Consider the following 13,460-nt stretch of genomic DNA (forward strand, 5'->3'; position numbering starts at 1 on the left):
CGTGCCGCGCGGGGTAACGCTTTGGCAAAAAGGGGCGAAGAGGAAATGGAGGCGAGTCCTCCGGTGTTCTCCCCTCCGGAGGACCCGTACGCCCTCCGTTCAGTCATGCCCGTACGCAAGGAGGACCGCCACGTGAGCCAGTACGTGTCCAGGCTCGGGCGTCGCTCCCCGGCGGCACCCCCACGGCTCCGCATCCCGGGCGGCAACCGCCGCCCGCGCCGCGTCGCCATGCTCAGCGTGCACACCTCGCCGCTGCACCAGCCCGGCACGGGCGACGCGGGCGGCATGAACGTCTACATCGTCGAACTGGCCAAGCGCCTCGCCGCGATCAACGTCGAGGTCGAGATCTTCACCCGTGCCACCACCGGCGGCCTCCCGCCCGCCGTCGAGCTGGCGCCCGGCGTCCTGGTGCGCCACGTGGACGCGGGCCCCTACGAAGGGCTCGCCAAGGAGGAGCTGCCCGCCCAGCTCTGCGCCTTCACGCACGGCGTCATGCAGGCCTGGGCCGGCCACCGCCCCGGCTACTACGACCTGGTCCACTCCCACTACTGGCTGAGCGGCCACGTCGGCTGGCTGGCCGCCGAGCGCTGGGGCGCCCCCCTGGTGCACGCGATGCACACCATGGCCAAGGTCAAGAACGCGGCGCTCGCCACGGGCGACACCCCCGAGCCCGCCGCCCGCGTCATCGGCGAGACGCAGATCGTGCGCGCCGCCGACCGGCTCATCGCCAACACCTCCGAAGAGGCCGACGAACTCGTACGCCACTACGAAGCCGACCCCGGCAAGGTCGCCGTCGTGCACCCCGGCGTGAACCTCGACCGCTTCCGCCCCGCCGACGGACGGGCCGCCGCCCGGCACCGCCTCGGCCTGCCCCAGGACGCGCTGATCCCGCTCTTCGCGGGCCGCATCCAGCCCCTGAAGGCCCCTGACGTGCTGCTGCGCGCCGTCGCCGTACTGCTCGACGAGCGTCCCGCGCTGCGCGCCAACATCGTCGTACCCATCGTCGGCGGACCCAGCGGCAGCGGCCTCGCCAAGCCCGAGGGCCTCCAGAAGCTGGCCGCGAAGCTGGGCATCGCCGACGTGGTCCGCTTCCAGCCGCCGGTCGGCCAGGAGCAGCTCGCGGACTGGTTCCGCGCGGCCTCGGTCCTGGTGATGCCCTCCTACAGCGAGTCGTTCGGCCTGGTGGCCATCGAGGCGCAGGCCGCGGGCACCCCGGTCCTCGCCGCCTCGGTGGGCGGGCTGCCCGTCGCGGTGCGCGACGAGGTCACCGGCTTCCTCATCTCCGGACACGAACCGGCCCACTACGCGCGCGTGCTGCGCGATTTCGCCGACCACCCCCATCTGGTGGACAGCATGGGCGCGGCCGCCGCCCGGCACGCGCAGTCCTTCGGCTGGGACACCGCCGCGTCGGCCACGGCGGACGTCTACACCGGAGCCATGCACGACTTCCGCCGTCACGTACGCTCGCACCATGGCTGAGCAGGCAGAGACCCCGGACGCCGCGGCGACGGTCGAGCGGACCCTGGACGACGCCGAGCTGGAGTGGGAGTCCCCCGAGCCCGGCGCGTACGTCGTGAAGCTGCCGGGCACCCGCAAGCTCTCCACGACCCTGTCGATGATCGTCGGCAAGCACTCGCTCTCCCTGAACGCGTTCGTGATCCGCCACCCCGACGAGAACCACGAAGCGGTGCACCGCTGGCTCCTGGAGCGCAACCTCCGTCTGTACGGCGTGAGTTACGCGATCGACTCGCTCGGCGACATCTACCTGGCGGGCAAGCTGCCGCTCGCCGCGGTCACCCCCGAGGAGCTGGACCGGCTGCTCGGCGCGGTCCTGTCCGCGTCGGACGACTCCTTCAACACGCTCCTGGAGCTCGGTTTCGCGTCGGCGATCCGCAAGGAGTACGAGTGGCGGGTCTCGCGCGGCGAGTCGACGCGCAACCTGGACGCGTTCACCCACTTGACTCAGCCGCGGGGCTGAGGGGGCGTTACGCCGGCTGGCGGCCGCGGGTTTGTGGGGGGCTGGCCGCGCAGTTCCCCGCGCCCCTACGGGGCACGCCCACCCACCCGCCCCTACCCGCACGGTCCGGCGCGGAGTGCCGGGTGGGCGGGTGGGAAAGCATCCGCCGCGAAGCGGCGGCACGGAAAACACCGACCCGCACCCTTCCGCCAGGCGCCCCGCCATGCCATGCTCCGGCCCATCGCAAGCATGAACTGAGTTCACATCCATGGACGATGGAAGGCGGCGAGGCATGGGGCACCCCAGCAGACGCGGCGTACTCGGCGGCGCGATAGCCGTAGCGGCGACGGCCGTCACCGGCGGCACGGCCCACGCCTCCCCGCCGCACCGGGCCGCCCGGACCCAAACCCCCACCCTCTGGCGGGAGTTCACCCGGACCCCCTACACCCACCCGCAGATCCCCTACGTGGGCCGCGCGGGCGCCCTGACCGGCACCCGTGGATTTCCCCGACACAAGCGCCAGTTCGACATCCGCCACTACGGCGCCAAGCCCGACGGCACGTCCGACGCGGCCCCCGCGATCAACCGCGCCCTCGCCGACGCCGGTAAGTCCGGCGGGGGCACGGTGCTCGTCCCGCCCGGCACCTTCCGCGTCGACGACGTCATCCGCATCGGCCACGACCACGTCACCCTGCGCGGCGCGGGCAGCGGCCGCACCACCCTGCTCGCCACCAAGAACCTCACCGAGCTGATCGGCCCCTACGGCTCCCGCTACGGCGGCGACAAGTCCAGCTGGTCCTGGGCCGGCGGCCTCATCTGGCTCTGCCCCGCGGCCCGTTGGGAGACGCTCACCACCGCGATCAAGGCGAAGGACTGGCCCTTCGAGGGCTGGACCGGCAATAAGCGCGACGAATGGGAGACCCTCACCACCGTCGCGCCCGCCCGCCGCGGCGACCGGTCGGTGACGGTCGCCGACGCCTCCCGGCTGCGCGAGGGCGACCTCGTCCTGCTCCGCCTCGCCGACGACGCGGACCACACGCTCCTCGAACACATGGCGGGCGGCGGCCCCGGCCCCGAGGCGTACACCTGGGACGACAAGACCAAGCTCACGTCGTACGTCCCCTACGAGTGGCCCGTACGGATCGCCTCGGTCGCGCCCCGGACGCGCGAGGTCACCTTCGAGCGCCCCCTGCCGCTGGACGTACGCCCGCAATGGGATCCGCGACTCACCACCCATGTAAGGGAGTTGACCGGTTCCGGCGTCGAGGGGCTGACCCTCGAAGCGGTCGAGACCCCGCAGTCCCCGCACCTCCTGGACAAGGGCCACAACGGCGTCACGTTCCAGTGCGCGTACGACTGCTGGGCCGACGACGTCGTCGTACGCCATGTGGACAACGGCTTCGGCCTGGTCGGCGCCTCCGCCTGCACCCTGCGCCGCACCCGCGTCGCGGGCCGAGGCTCCCACCACCCGTACTTCTGCCGGGAGGGCTCGCACGACAACCTGATCGAGGACTTCGTGATCGAGGAGCGCACGGTCCCCGCGCCCGCGGGCACGCAGCTGCACGGCATCAACGTCGAGGGCCTCTCCTCGTACAACGTCTGGTCACGCGGCCGCATGGAGATGGGCACCTTCGACTCGCACCGCGGGATGCCCTTCGCGAACGTCCGTACGGACATCACCGTCGACAACAACGGCAGGCACGGCGGCGACGCGAGCGCGGGCCCCCTCTTCGGGGCCCGCTTCACGCACTGGAACATCCGCGTCACCAACCAGCGCGCGGGCCTGATGAAGATCGACCAACTCGCGCCCCACAGCGCGACGGTGGGCATCAACGAGGTCCGCGAGTTCGACCAGATCGACGTACCCGACTTCACCGGCGACCTGCACGCGCGCCTTGAGCTGTACGGCACTACGGACGCGGTGCGGCCACGGAATCTGTACGAGGCGCAGCGGGATCTGCGCCACTGAGCACGACGGCCTCGACGGGGGCTTCGGCGACGGGGACTCCCGCGACGGGAGCCTCCGAGACGGGGCCTTCCGCGATGCGCTCCTCCACGACACGCCCCTCTGTGGCGCGCTCCTCCACGACGCGCCCCTCCGCGAGGTGGTCCTCCTCCGGAAGCCGCCGCATCAGCCCCCAGTACCCCAGCGCGGCCACCGTCCCGATCACCGCGCACGAACCCCACAGCCACTCCGCGCCGAACCGGTCGATCATGACGCCGGACATCAGGGGCGCCACCAGCGCGGCCACCGACCACGACAGCGTGTACATGCCCTGGTAGCGCCCGCGCCCGTGGGTGGGCGAGAGCCGCACCACGAGGCCGGTCTGCGTCGGCGCGTTGACGATCTCGGCGAGCGTCCACACGCACACCGTCAGGGCGAAGACGCCGACCGACCCGGCGAAGGCGGTGAGCCCGAAGCCGTACCCCGCGACCAGCGAGGAGATCACCAACAGCCGCCGCGGGTCCCGGTGTTCGATGAAGCGCGTGACGGGGATCTGGAGGGCCACGATCATGACGCCGTTCACGGCGATCGCGACGCCGTAGTCGGCGGGCGTGAACCCCGCCTCGCCCATGGCCACCGGCAGTCCCACGGACCCCTGCTGGAAGATCAGCGCGACCAGGAAGGACAGGCCCACCACGCCCATGAACCGCCCGTCCCGCAGCACGGTCCCGAGCCCGACCGCCGGCTCGGCGGCCTTCTCCAGGGCGGTGCGCACGGGCCGCGACTCGGGGAGCTTCACGAAGACGACGATCGCGCAGACCATGGTCATGGCGCCCTCGATCAGGAAGCCCGCGAGATAGCTGTACGAGGCGATGAACCCGGCGCCCGCCGAGGAGATCGCGAAGCCCAGGTTGATCGCCCAGTAGTTGAGGGAGAACGCCCGCACCCGGTCCTCGGGCCGCACGATGTCCGCCATCATCGCCTGCACGGCGGGCCGCGAGGCGTTGCTCGCCATGCCCACGAGGAAGGCGACGCCCGCGATCGCGACCGGGTGCTCCATGAACCCGAGCACGGCCACGGACACGGCCGTCGACGCCTGCGCGATCAGCAGCGTGGGCCGTCGCCCGAGCCGGTCGGTCATCACGCCCGCGCCGAGCGAGGAGACGACGCCGCCGAGCCCGTGCAGGGCGGCAACAAGTCCCGCGTACGAGGCCGAATAGCCCCGGTCCAGGGTCAGGTACAAGGCCATGAAGGTCGCGACGAAGGCCCCGAGCCGGTTGACCAGAGTGCTCGTCCACAGCCACCAGAAGGCACGGGGGAGCCCCGATACGCTCTCGGTCACGGCGCGTCTCATGTGGCTCATGACGGCGTTTGGCATGGCGGACCCCCGGAACGTCGGTGCGTGTAAGTGTCTCTAGCGGCTCCCGCACGTTACGAGCCGAAGGTCCCGCCCCGCTACCCAATTGACGGGAGCCGTCAACTGACGCGTCACCGTCCAGCCCCGCGCCCGCGCGCGCGAGGGGCCCCCGGGTTCGATTACGCTCGGAGCCATGGCCGACGCACCGTACAAGCTGATCCTCCTCCGCCACGGCGAGAGCGAATGGAACGCGAAGAACCTGTTCACCGGCTGGGTGGACGTCAACCTCAACGAGAAGGGCGAGAAGGAGGCGGTCCGCGGCGGTGAGCTGCTCAAGGACGCCGGCCTGCTCCCCGACGTGGTCCACACGTCGCTCCAGAAGCGCGCGATCCGCACCGCGCAGCTCGCCCTGGAGTCGGCCGACCGCCACTGGATCCCGGTCCACCGCTCCTGGCGCCTGAACGAGCGCCACTACGGCGCCCTCCAGGGCAAGGACAAGGCCCAGACCCTGGCCGAGTTCGGCGAGGAGCAGTTCATGCTCTGGCGCCGTTCGTACGACACCCCGCCGCCGGCGCTCGACCGCGAGGCGGAGTACTCCCAGTTCTCCGACCCCCGCTACGCGACGCTCCCGCCCGAGCTGCGCCCCCAGACGGAGTGCCTCAAGGACGTCGTCGTCCGCATGCTCCCGTACTGGTTCGACGGCATCGTCCCCGACCTCCTGACCGGCAAGACGGTCCTGGTAGCGGCCCACGGCAACAGCCTCCGCGCCCTGGTCAAGCACCTGGACGGCATCTCGGACGAGGACATCGCGGGCCTGAACATCCCGACGGGCATCCCGCTCGCGTACGAACTGGACACGGACTTCAAGCCCGTGAAGCCGGGCGGCACGTACCTGGACCCGGACGCGGCGGCGGCGGCGATCGAGGCGGTCAAGAACCAGGGTAAGAAGAAGTAGCCCCAGCGCTTCCGGCGTGCCGGTTCAAGCCTCCTGCCTGCGGGTCTCCCGCTGGCAGGGGGCTTTTCGCCGCTCCGGGGGCCCCGCGGAGGAACGCTTCAGCCACCCCCCTAGCCCCGACCCACCAGCTCAGGCGTGTGGAAGGACGGCAGCGGCTCGGGGCCCGCGTACGTGCGGCACGAGCACCGGCGTTCTTCGAACTTGCTCGGGTCCCCGGTCCAGTCCCATGCGACAGGCACCTGTGCCGGAGCGTGGCAGACGCCCTCGGAGGGGTCGTGGAACGCCAGGTGGTGCCCGCAGCCGCACATCGGATCCGGGCCGTTCAGGGCTCGCCTTCGGTCTTCCCTGCGGTGTTTGACGATCAGCTTGGCCAGCGACGTCAGGCTGACGCAGCAGACGGAGCCCGAGAACGCGAGGGCGACGACCACCCACTGTGACATCCGGCCACCCTCCTCTCCAGGTCGACGGGTCTGTGGACCTACGGACCTGTGGACCTACGGGCCTACAGACCTGCGGACCCGACAAAGCTAGGCAACGAGCGCGCCCCGGTGTAGGGCCGAAGGTCATGCGCCCCGTCCCACGCCAAGAAGGCCCCTTGCCCGCGGATCTCCGCAGGTTGGGGGCCTTCTTCTGGTCGTGCCGGGGCCGTTCGCGACGAGGTCGCGCCCGCGCTAGTTCGTGGTGTGGGTGGGGTAGACCTGGACGTCGGTGTAGGCGCCCTTGATGTCGGAGGCGTCGGTGGGCCAGTCGAGGGTGACGGAGTGGGTCTCGTTGGGGGGTGTGACGATGATGTTGGTGGGGGAGGCGAGGCTTTTGCCGCTGGTGTCGTTGGTGTAGGAGAGGTTGAAGACGGCGGCGTCGCCGGGCTTGAGGGTGGTGATGCGGGGCTGGGCCTGGCCGCGTTCGACGGGGTTGGAGGTGTTGTCCTCGTCCTTGATGTCGACGCCGGCGAATCCGGTGGCGGAGCAGGTGGTGGAGCCGCGGTTGATCATGGTGATGTTGATGCGGCCCTCGGTCTCGTCGGGGGCGGCGTCGGCGGCGTCTATGGCGAGGTCGGCCGTCTTGCAGAACGTGGTCTTGCCGCCGCCGGTCTTCGAGGAACTGCCCGCTCCTGCCTCGTCCTTGGTGCCCTTGCCCTGGCCGGAGCCCGCCTCCGAGCCCGAACCCGCCTCCGCGCCGCCGCCCCCCGGCTTCGCGGCGTCGTCCGAGCCGGCGGACGAGGAGCCGCCGTCGGAGGAGGACGAGGAGGAGCCGGAACCCTTGGCGGAGGCGTCCGCGGAGTCGTCACCGTTGCACGCGGTGAGCGAGAGCGAGGCGGCGACGGCGATGGCGGCGAGAGCGGTGAGGCGGGTGGTCTTCACGGTGTTCCCCCAGAAGTGGTCGGTGCATGTCAGGCGGTCTGGAGTATTTGTATCTCGCAGGCAGTTACGGCCGATCCACCGCGCCGTCTTCGTTCTGTCACAGCGCGTGCCCACAAGGGCAGCGCCGTGCCCCTATGGGCGCACGGCGCTGGAGACGATCGGTGCGGTCAGGTCAGGGCGTGCCCGCCTTGGTCACGCCCTGGGTGAGTTCGCCCGTGGTGTCCAGGACCCACTGGCCGAAGCCGGTGGGCGCGATGAGGACGCCGAAGACGAGTACGAGGGTCATGGTCAGGACCGCGTCGATCCGCTTCCGGGGCCTCGGGGGTCTGCGGACCAGGAGGAAGATGACGACGGCCAGCAGAACGGCGAGATCCATCGTGAGTACCACGGGCCGGCCTCCCCAAGCAGGCGCGACGGAACGTCCCGGCCTTCCTGTGTAGCGTGAACGCACCCCCGTGACGGGCCAGTTGCCCGGGGTTGGCGGCAAAGCGCCCACCCCGGGCCGGATCGGCCCACTGGCTCAGCGCGTGAAGTTCAGGTACTGCCACGCCCCGTGCGTCGTCGAGTTCACGTTGTCGCCCGAGCTGCCGTTCACGTACGACGAGCGGATGCGCGCGCGGATGCCCGACTGGCCGGGGGCGCCGATGCTGATCGCGGAGGTGCCGTCCGGGTAGAGCGCGAAGTACTCCGTGCCGGTGGAGTGCCACTTGCGGTCGGGACCGTAGACCTGGAGCTCGAAGCGCTGCTTGCGGCCCTTGTAGTACGTCATCTTCGTGGAGAGCACCGGGTCGGTGTTCTTGTGGAAGTAGTGGTACTTCGTGGAGCCGATCTTGCCCGTCTTGTAGTGCCTGGAGACGGAGCTGGAGATCTTGACCTTGGCGTACGCCGTGGATGTGGCCTTCTTGGAGGCGTACCGCGCGTCTCCGGAGAAGACGGCCGTGACCACCGTGTCCCGCTTCATGTCGACGGTCGCCGACAGGTCGCCGCGGGAGTTGACCGTGCCCTTCTTGACGAGCTTCTTGGGCTTGTCGCCGCCGTACGGGTCGGCCCAGATCTCGACGGTGCGGTTCTTGTAGGTGGTGCCGAGGTGCGCGGTGAAGGAGACGTCGGCGCCGTAGGAGTAGGTGTTGCCGTTCTTGTTCAGGGTCAGCTTCGGCGTGGAGCGGGAGACCTCCACCGCGTCGGACGCGGACGTCGCGGCGTGCGTGGCGTCACCGGCGTACGCGACCTTGTAGGTCACCTTGCCGCCCGCGGGCGGGGTGTCCTTGAACGAGAAGGAGCCGTCCGCCGCGGTCTTGACCGCGGGCAGCGTCTTGCCGGGGGCCGCCGACTCGACGTCCGTGCGCGTGACCGTGAGGGAGGTGCCCGCCGGGATGCCGGTGGAGGTGAGCTTGCCCTTGACCGTGAGCGACTTGGCGCGCGGGGCCTTCTCGGGCGCGCTGACCGTGAGCTTCGGCAGGTACTTGGCGGGCGCGTCGAGGACCCGCAGCGAGTAGACGCCCGCGCTGTTGGAGGAGACGGCGAAGAGCTTGCTGGCGTCCGGCGCCCACGCCAGGCCGCCCTCGGCCAGGGTGTCGCCGCCGCTGTGGGTACCGGTGTTGGGGAACTCGTAGTCGCGGATCTTGGACCACTGGCCCTGCTTGTAGATGTGCACGTCGGGCCGGTACCAGGAGGAGGTGCCCGCCGCCACGGTGCCGTCCGGGGCGATGTCCACGGCCGCGCCGTAGTCCCCGGAGTCGTAACGGCCCACGGGGGACAGGTCCTTGGTGGAGTACACCGGGTGGTAGTACGGGGAGCCGCTGGCCGTGACGACCTGCGTGCCGTCGGGGGAGACCGCGATGTCGTCGAAGAAACCGCCGTCGACGGACTTGCTGGCCACCGTCGTCGGCTGCGGGCCCGAGACGTCGTACACGGTCAGGGTGTCGTTGCTGGTGACCTTCTCGCCCGCGACGAGGATCCCCGAGTCGGGGTCGGAGCCCAGCTCGGGAGCGGCGTAGAAGCTCGCGTCGCCGTCCTGGCCGAGCGCGACGACCGGCTCGGCACCGGACAGGTCCAGCGAGCCGATGCCGCCCGCGGCGTCGGGCCCGTAGCCGAACCACAGCTTGCCGCTCGCGAGCGCGAGGGTGCGCGGCTTCTGCGCGCCGTCCAGCGCGTAGCTCGCACTCTGTGTGTACGTCGAGGTCTCCACGGAGACGATCCGGTCGAGCCCGGCGACCGCCGCGTACACCTGGCGCGAGTCGGGCGAGAGCGCGAGCCCGTCGACGTCCGGCAGGCCGTCCAGGGTCGCCTTGACGGCGCCCGCGTAGTCCGTGACGACGATCTTGCCGCCGCGCGGGTCGGACACGTAGACGCGCTGGTGCTCCCCGTCCACCAGGACGTCGCCCGCCGACTTCACGTTCAGGACCTTGGCCGAGTCGGCGAGCGCCGGGCCCGATGCCACCGCGACCAGCGCGGCGGAGCTGAAGAGGACCGCGAGCGCTGTCGCGGTCGAGATGGTGCGCGTACGCACGGTATGTGACCCCCCACATATGAAGAACCCAGGTCAGACGACCGGGACTTGACCCCCCGTTACAGCGCCCTCACATTAAGGCATTCCTGTGAAGACAGTGAACGGAGTTTCGCCCGGGGCCCACCGGGGTTCCGGGTCCCGCCACGCGCGCGTGCGCCGTTGATGCGCCCTCGGCGCTGGGCATGGAATGGGCATCAGGCAGTACGCCAGTACGCCTACGAGGAGGAGACCATGGCCGTGTCCCCCAAGCCCGAAACCCTCACCGAGCAGCGGTCCGGCGCACGGGCCCTGCCCGCGCTCGTCCTGCTCGGCTCCTGCGGCTGCGGCCCCGGCTGCCAGTGCGGCTGCCAGTCCGGCGGCTCCTGCCAGTGCGGCGGCGGCTGCGGCTGACACACGTGTGCCCCGTGCCACCCGGAAAGACCGGCGGCACGGGGCACGTTCACGTGCGAAGAGCCAGGGCTAGGCCCCCTCCACCGGCGTCCCCGTCGGCTGGATCTCGTCCGCGTGCTCGCCCGTGACCAGGTACACGACCCGCTTGGCGACCGACACCGCGTGGTCCGCGAAGCGCTCGTAGTAGCGGCCGAGCAGGGTGACGTCGACGGCCGTCTCGATGCCGTGCTTCCAGCGGTCGTCGATCAGGTGCTGGAAGAGCGTGCGGTGCAGCTGGTCCATCTCGTCGTCGTCCTGCTCCAGCTGGAGCGCGAGGTCGACGTCCTTGGTGATGATGACCTCCGCAGCCTTCGCCATCAGGCGCTGGGCGAGCTGGCCCATCTCCAGGATGGTGGCGTGCAGGTCCCGCGGCACCGCGGAGTCGGGGAAGCGCAGCCGGGCCAGCTTCGCGACGTGCTGGGCGAGGTCGCCGGAGCGCTCCAGGTCGGCGCTCATCCGCAGCGAGGTGACGACGATGCGCAGATCCGTGGCGACCGGCTGCTGGCGCGCGAGCAGGGCTATCGCGCGGGCCTCCAGGTCGTGCTGAAGGTCGTCGACCTTCTGGTCGGCCGCGATCACGCTCTCGGCCATCTTCAGATCGGCGTCGAGCATGGCCGTCGTGGCGCGCCCGATAGCGGACCCGACAAGGCGGGCCATCTCGACCAGGCCCTCGCCGATCGAGTCAAGTTCCTCGTGGTACGCGTCCCGCATGTGGCTGTCCCTCTCTCGTACGTCTCAGGGGGCTGGCCCCTACGCTCCCACGGTGTGGCCCGGACGCGTCCGTTTCCGGCACCCCGAATGAACCACCTCTGTCATCAAGGTGAACTGTGGGCGACGAGGTGCGAAGGCTCGCGTCCGGCCCGTCCGGGACCGATCGGAGGAAATGAACCGGATCCGTCCCCTCGGTGAACTCTGGGCGACGAGTGTTCGAGGCGGCACTCGTATGGCTGTGACCGGCGCTCCACGGGCGCATAACCTGGAGCCATGGACGTGAACGCGGCGGTCGCCGCAGCGGCAGCGATCGCCGGGGTGTGCACCGGCGTGATCGCCATGCTGGCGTTTCGCTGGAGCGAACGCGACCAGAAACGCCCCACCCGAACCTCTCTGCACACCGACCCCGTCCTGCCGCCCGGCGTGGACACGGTCCTCTCCGTACTGCGCTCCTCCGCCGTCGTCCTCGACGAGGCGGACAGCGTGGTCAAGGCGAGCTCCGCGGCGTACGCGCTGGGCCTGGTCCGCGGCGGCAAGCTCGCCGTGGAGCCGATGCTCCAGATGGCCCGCGACACCCGCCGCGACGGGGAGATACGCCAGGTCGAGCTGGACCTGCCCCGGCGCGGCACGGGACGCGGCGAGGCCCTCGCGGTCTCCGCGCGCGTGGCGCCGCTCGGCTCCCGGCTCGTGCTCCTCCTGGTCGAGGACCTCACGGAGGCCCGCCGCATCGAGGCGGTGCGCCGCGACTTCGTCGCCAACGTGAGCCACGAGCTGAAGACGCCCGTCGGCGCCCTGAGCCTCCTCTCCGAAGCCGTCATGGACGCCTCCGACGACCCCGAGGCCGTCGAGCGCTTCGCGGGCCGCATGCAGATCGAGGCGACCCGCCTGACCAGCCTCGTACAGGAACTGATCGACCTCTCCCGGGTCCAGAACGACGACCCCCTTGAGGACGCCGAACCCGTCAGGGTCGACGAACTGGTGGCGGAGGCGATCGACCGCAGCCGGCACCAGGCATCGCACAAGCAGATCACCATGGCCGCGGGAGGCACCGCGGACCTGCAGATCTGGGGCAATCGCGGCCAGCTGGCCGCGGCACTCGGCAACCTCGTCGAGAACGCCGTGAACTACAGCCCCGCCCGCACCCGCGTGGGCATAGCCGCCCGCCGGGTCACCGCACCCGGCGGCGATCTCATCGAGGTCGCGGTCACCGATCAGGGCATCGGCATCTCCGACAAGGACAAGGAGCGCATCTTCGAGCGCTTCTACCGCGTCGACCCGGCCCGCTCACGGGCCACCGGCGGCACCGGCCTCGGCCTCGCCATCGTCAAGCACGTGGCCGCCTCGCACGGCGGGGAAGTCACCGTGTGGAGCTCCGAGGGTCAGGGCTCCACCTTCACCCTGCGGCTGCCCGAGGCAGCCGCGCACCGCGACCGCGGAACAGGTCACGGCGGCGGCCTCGACGCCGAGGACGCATCGCCGGACGAGACCGCAGCGACCACTACGTACGAACCCATTCCTGCCCCGGAGGTCCTTCCGTGACCCGAGTGCTCGTCGTCGAGGACGAGGAATCCTTCAGCGACGCTCTGTCCTACATGCTCCGCAAGGAGGGCTTCGAAGTCGCCATCGCGGCGACGGGCCCGGACGGACTCGACGAATTCGAGCGCAACGGCGCCGACCTCGTCCTGCTCGACCTGATGCTGCCCGGCCTGCCCGGCACCGAGGTCTGCCGCCAGCTGCGCAGCCGCTCCAACGTCCCGGTGATCATGGTCACCGCCAAGGACAGCGAGATCGACAAGGTGGTCGGCCTCGAAATAGGAGCCGACGACTACGTGACCAAGCCCTTCTCGTCCCGTGAGCTGGTCGCGCGCATCCGCGCCGTCCTGCGCCGCAGGGGCGAGCCGGAGGAGGTCACCCCGCAGGCCCTGGAGGCGGGCCCGGTCCGCATGGACGTGGACCGCCACGTGGTCACGGTCTCCGGCTCCAAGGTCGACCTGCCGCTCAAGGAGTTCGACCTCCTGGAGATGCTCCTTCGCAACGCGGGCCGGGTACTGACCCGCATGCAGCTCATCGACCGCGTCTGGGGCGCCGACTACGTGGGCGACACCAAGACGCTCGACGTCCACGTCAAGCGCCTGCGCGCCAAGATCGAGCCGGACCCGGGGGCGCCGCGCTACCTGGTGACGGTCCGCGGCCTCGGCTACAAGTTCGAGCCGTAAAGAGCATCCTGAAGCCATGA

General features: G+C 70.7%; 13 protein-coding genes. 7 read left to right on the forward strand and 6 right to left on the reverse strand.

What is annotated here, in order from left to right; all coding sequences use genetic code 11:
* Positions 1–132 precede the first annotated feature (132 nt).
* The 3 genes from mshA (at position 133) to ACIO9J_RS40270 (ending at position 3,926) form a co-directional block, all read left to right on the forward strand.
* Positions 133–1,479, forward strand: coding sequence for a D-inositol-3-phosphate glycosyltransferase (mshA, locus tag ACIO9J_RS40260; protein WP_402010367.1), 1,347 nt, complete (start codon positions 133–135; stop codon positions 1,477–1,479).
* Positions 1,472–1,978: a YbjN domain-containing protein gene (locus tag ACIO9J_RS40265; protein WP_402010292.1), complete on the forward strand. Its 507-nt coding sequence runs from the start codon at positions 1,472–1,474 to the stop codon at positions 1,976–1,978. Before mshA ends, ACIO9J_RS40265 begins: the two co-directional genes overlap by 8 nt.
* A 271-nt stretch (positions 1,979–2,249) precedes the next feature.
* Entirely contained in the window at positions 2,250–3,926 is a 1,677-nt protein-coding gene (locus tag ACIO9J_RS40270; RefSeq protein WP_402010294.1) for a glycosyl hydrolase family 28-related protein, read from the forward strand.
* On the opposite strand, the gene ACIO9J_RS40275 is transcribed toward ACIO9J_RS40270, so the two are convergent.
* A complete protein-coding gene (locus tag ACIO9J_RS40275) occupies positions 3,868–5,265 on the reverse strand; it encodes an MDR family MFS transporter (protein WP_402010295.1) in 1,398 nt (465 codons plus the stop codon). The two genes, ACIO9J_RS40270 and ACIO9J_RS40275, sit on opposite strands and share 59 nt — an antisense overlap.
* A gap of 187 nt (positions 5,266–5,452) precedes the next feature.
* On the opposite strand from ACIO9J_RS40275, the gene ACIO9J_RS40280 reads away from it, so the two are divergent.
* Complete coding sequence (locus ACIO9J_RS40280) at positions 5,453–6,214, forward strand: phosphoglyceromutase (protein ID WP_402010297.1); 762 nt, start codon at positions 5,453–5,455, stop codon at positions 6,212–6,214.
* A gap of 110 nt (positions 6,215–6,324) precedes the next feature.
* On the opposite strand, the gene ACIO9J_RS40285 is transcribed toward ACIO9J_RS40280, so the two are convergent.
* The 4 genes from ACIO9J_RS40285 to ACIO9J_RS40300 all read right to left on the reverse strand — a co-directional run bounded on the left by ACIO9J_RS40285 (position 6,325) and on the right by ACIO9J_RS40300 (position 10,084).
* Positions 6,325–6,654 carry a hypothetical protein gene (locus ACIO9J_RS40285; RefSeq protein WP_402010298.1) on the reverse strand — a complete coding sequence of 110 codons (330 nt, stop codon included), beginning with the start codon at positions 6,652–6,654 and terminating at the stop codon, positions 6,325–6,327.
* Positions 6,655–6,885: 231 nt separating this feature from the next.
* Positions 6,886–7,575 carry a DUF4232 domain-containing protein gene (locus tag ACIO9J_RS40290; protein ID WP_402010300.1) on the reverse strand — a complete coding sequence of 230 codons (690 nt, stop codon included), beginning with the start codon at positions 7,573–7,575 and terminating at the stop codon, positions 6,886–6,888.
* 172 nt (positions 7,576–7,747) lie between these two features.
* A complete protein-coding gene (locus ACIO9J_RS40295) occupies positions 7,748–7,951 on the reverse strand; it encodes a hypothetical protein (protein WP_402010302.1) in 204 nt (67 codons plus the stop codon).
* A gap of 144 nt (positions 7,952–8,095) precedes the next feature.
* On the reverse strand, positions 8,096–10,084 hold the full coding sequence (locus tag ACIO9J_RS40300; protein ID WP_402010304.1) for an Ig-like domain repeat protein: 1,989 nt from the start codon (positions 10,082–10,084) through the stop codon (positions 8,096–8,098).
* A gap of 231 nt (positions 10,085–10,315) precedes the next feature.
* On the opposite strand from ACIO9J_RS40300, the gene ACIO9J_RS40305 reads away from it, so the two are divergent.
* The gene (locus ACIO9J_RS40305) at positions 10,316–10,474 is read left to right on the forward strand and encodes a hypothetical protein (protein ID WP_402010306.1); all 159 of its coding nucleotides are present in this window, start codon (positions 10,316–10,318) and stop codon (positions 10,472–10,474) included.
* A gap of 69 nt (positions 10,475–10,543) precedes the next feature.
* Here ACIO9J_RS40305 and phoU read toward each other — a convergent pair whose 3' ends face one another.
* Entirely contained in the window at positions 10,544–11,224 is a 681-nt protein-coding gene (gene phoU, locus ACIO9J_RS40310) for a phosphate signaling complex protein PhoU (RefSeq protein ID WP_402010308.1), read from the reverse strand.
* A gap of 273 nt (positions 11,225–11,497) precedes the next feature.
* On the opposite strand from phoU, the gene ACIO9J_RS40315 reads away from it, so the two are divergent.
* Together ACIO9J_RS40315 and ACIO9J_RS40320 are read left to right on the forward strand one after the other, a co-directional pair.
* Entirely contained in the window at positions 11,498–12,763 is a 1,266-nt protein-coding gene (locus ACIO9J_RS40315) for a sensor histidine kinase (protein WP_402010309.1), read from the forward strand.
* A complete protein-coding gene (locus ACIO9J_RS40320; protein ID WP_030682312.1) occupies positions 12,760–13,440 on the forward strand; it encodes a response regulator transcription factor in 681 nt (226 codons plus the stop codon). The genes ACIO9J_RS40315 and ACIO9J_RS40320 overlap by 4 nt, the downstream gene beginning before the upstream one ends.
* Positions 13,441–13,460 lie beyond the last annotated feature (20 nt).

This window comes from Streptomyces sp. NPDC087300 (genome assembly GCF_044744425.1).
Classification (GTDB): Bacteria; Actinomycetota; Actinomycetes; order Streptomycetales; family Streptomycetaceae; genus Streptomyces.

Coding starts and splice junctions, on each gene's coding strand:
- phoU (WP_402010308.1), bottom strand. CDS start 11,224: ATGCGGGACGCGTACCACGAGGAACTTGACTCGATCGGCGAGGGCCTG.
- ACIO9J_RS40265 (WP_402010292.1), top strand. CDS start 1,472: ATGGCTGAGCAGGCAGAGACCCCGGACGCCGCGGCGACGGTCGAGCGG.
- ACIO9J_RS40305 (WP_402010306.1), top strand. CDS start 10,316: ATGGCCGTGTCCCCCAAGCCCGAAACCCTCACCGAGCAGCGGTCCGGC.
- ACIO9J_RS40275 (WP_402010295.1), bottom strand. CDS start 5,265: ATGAGCCACATGAGACGCGCCGTGACCGAGAGCGTATCGGGGCTCCCC.
- ACIO9J_RS40315 (WP_402010309.1), top strand. CDS start 11,498: ATGGACGTGAACGCGGCGGTCGCCGCAGCGGCAGCGATCGCCGGGGTG.
- ACIO9J_RS40280 (WP_402010297.1), top strand. CDS start 5,453: ATGGCCGACGCACCGTACAAGCTGATCCTCCTCCGCCACGGCGAGAGC.
- ACIO9J_RS40270 (WP_402010294.1), top strand. CDS start 2,250: ATGGGGCACCCCAGCAGACGCGGCGTACTCGGCGGCGCGATAGCCGTA.
- ACIO9J_RS40285 (WP_402010298.1), bottom strand. CDS start 6,654: ATGTCACAGTGGGTGGTCGTCGCCCTCGCGTTCTCGGGCTCCGTCTGC.
- ACIO9J_RS40295 (WP_402010302.1), bottom strand. CDS start 7,951: ATGGATCTCGCCGTTCTGCTGGCCGTCGTCATCTTCCTCCTGGTCCGC.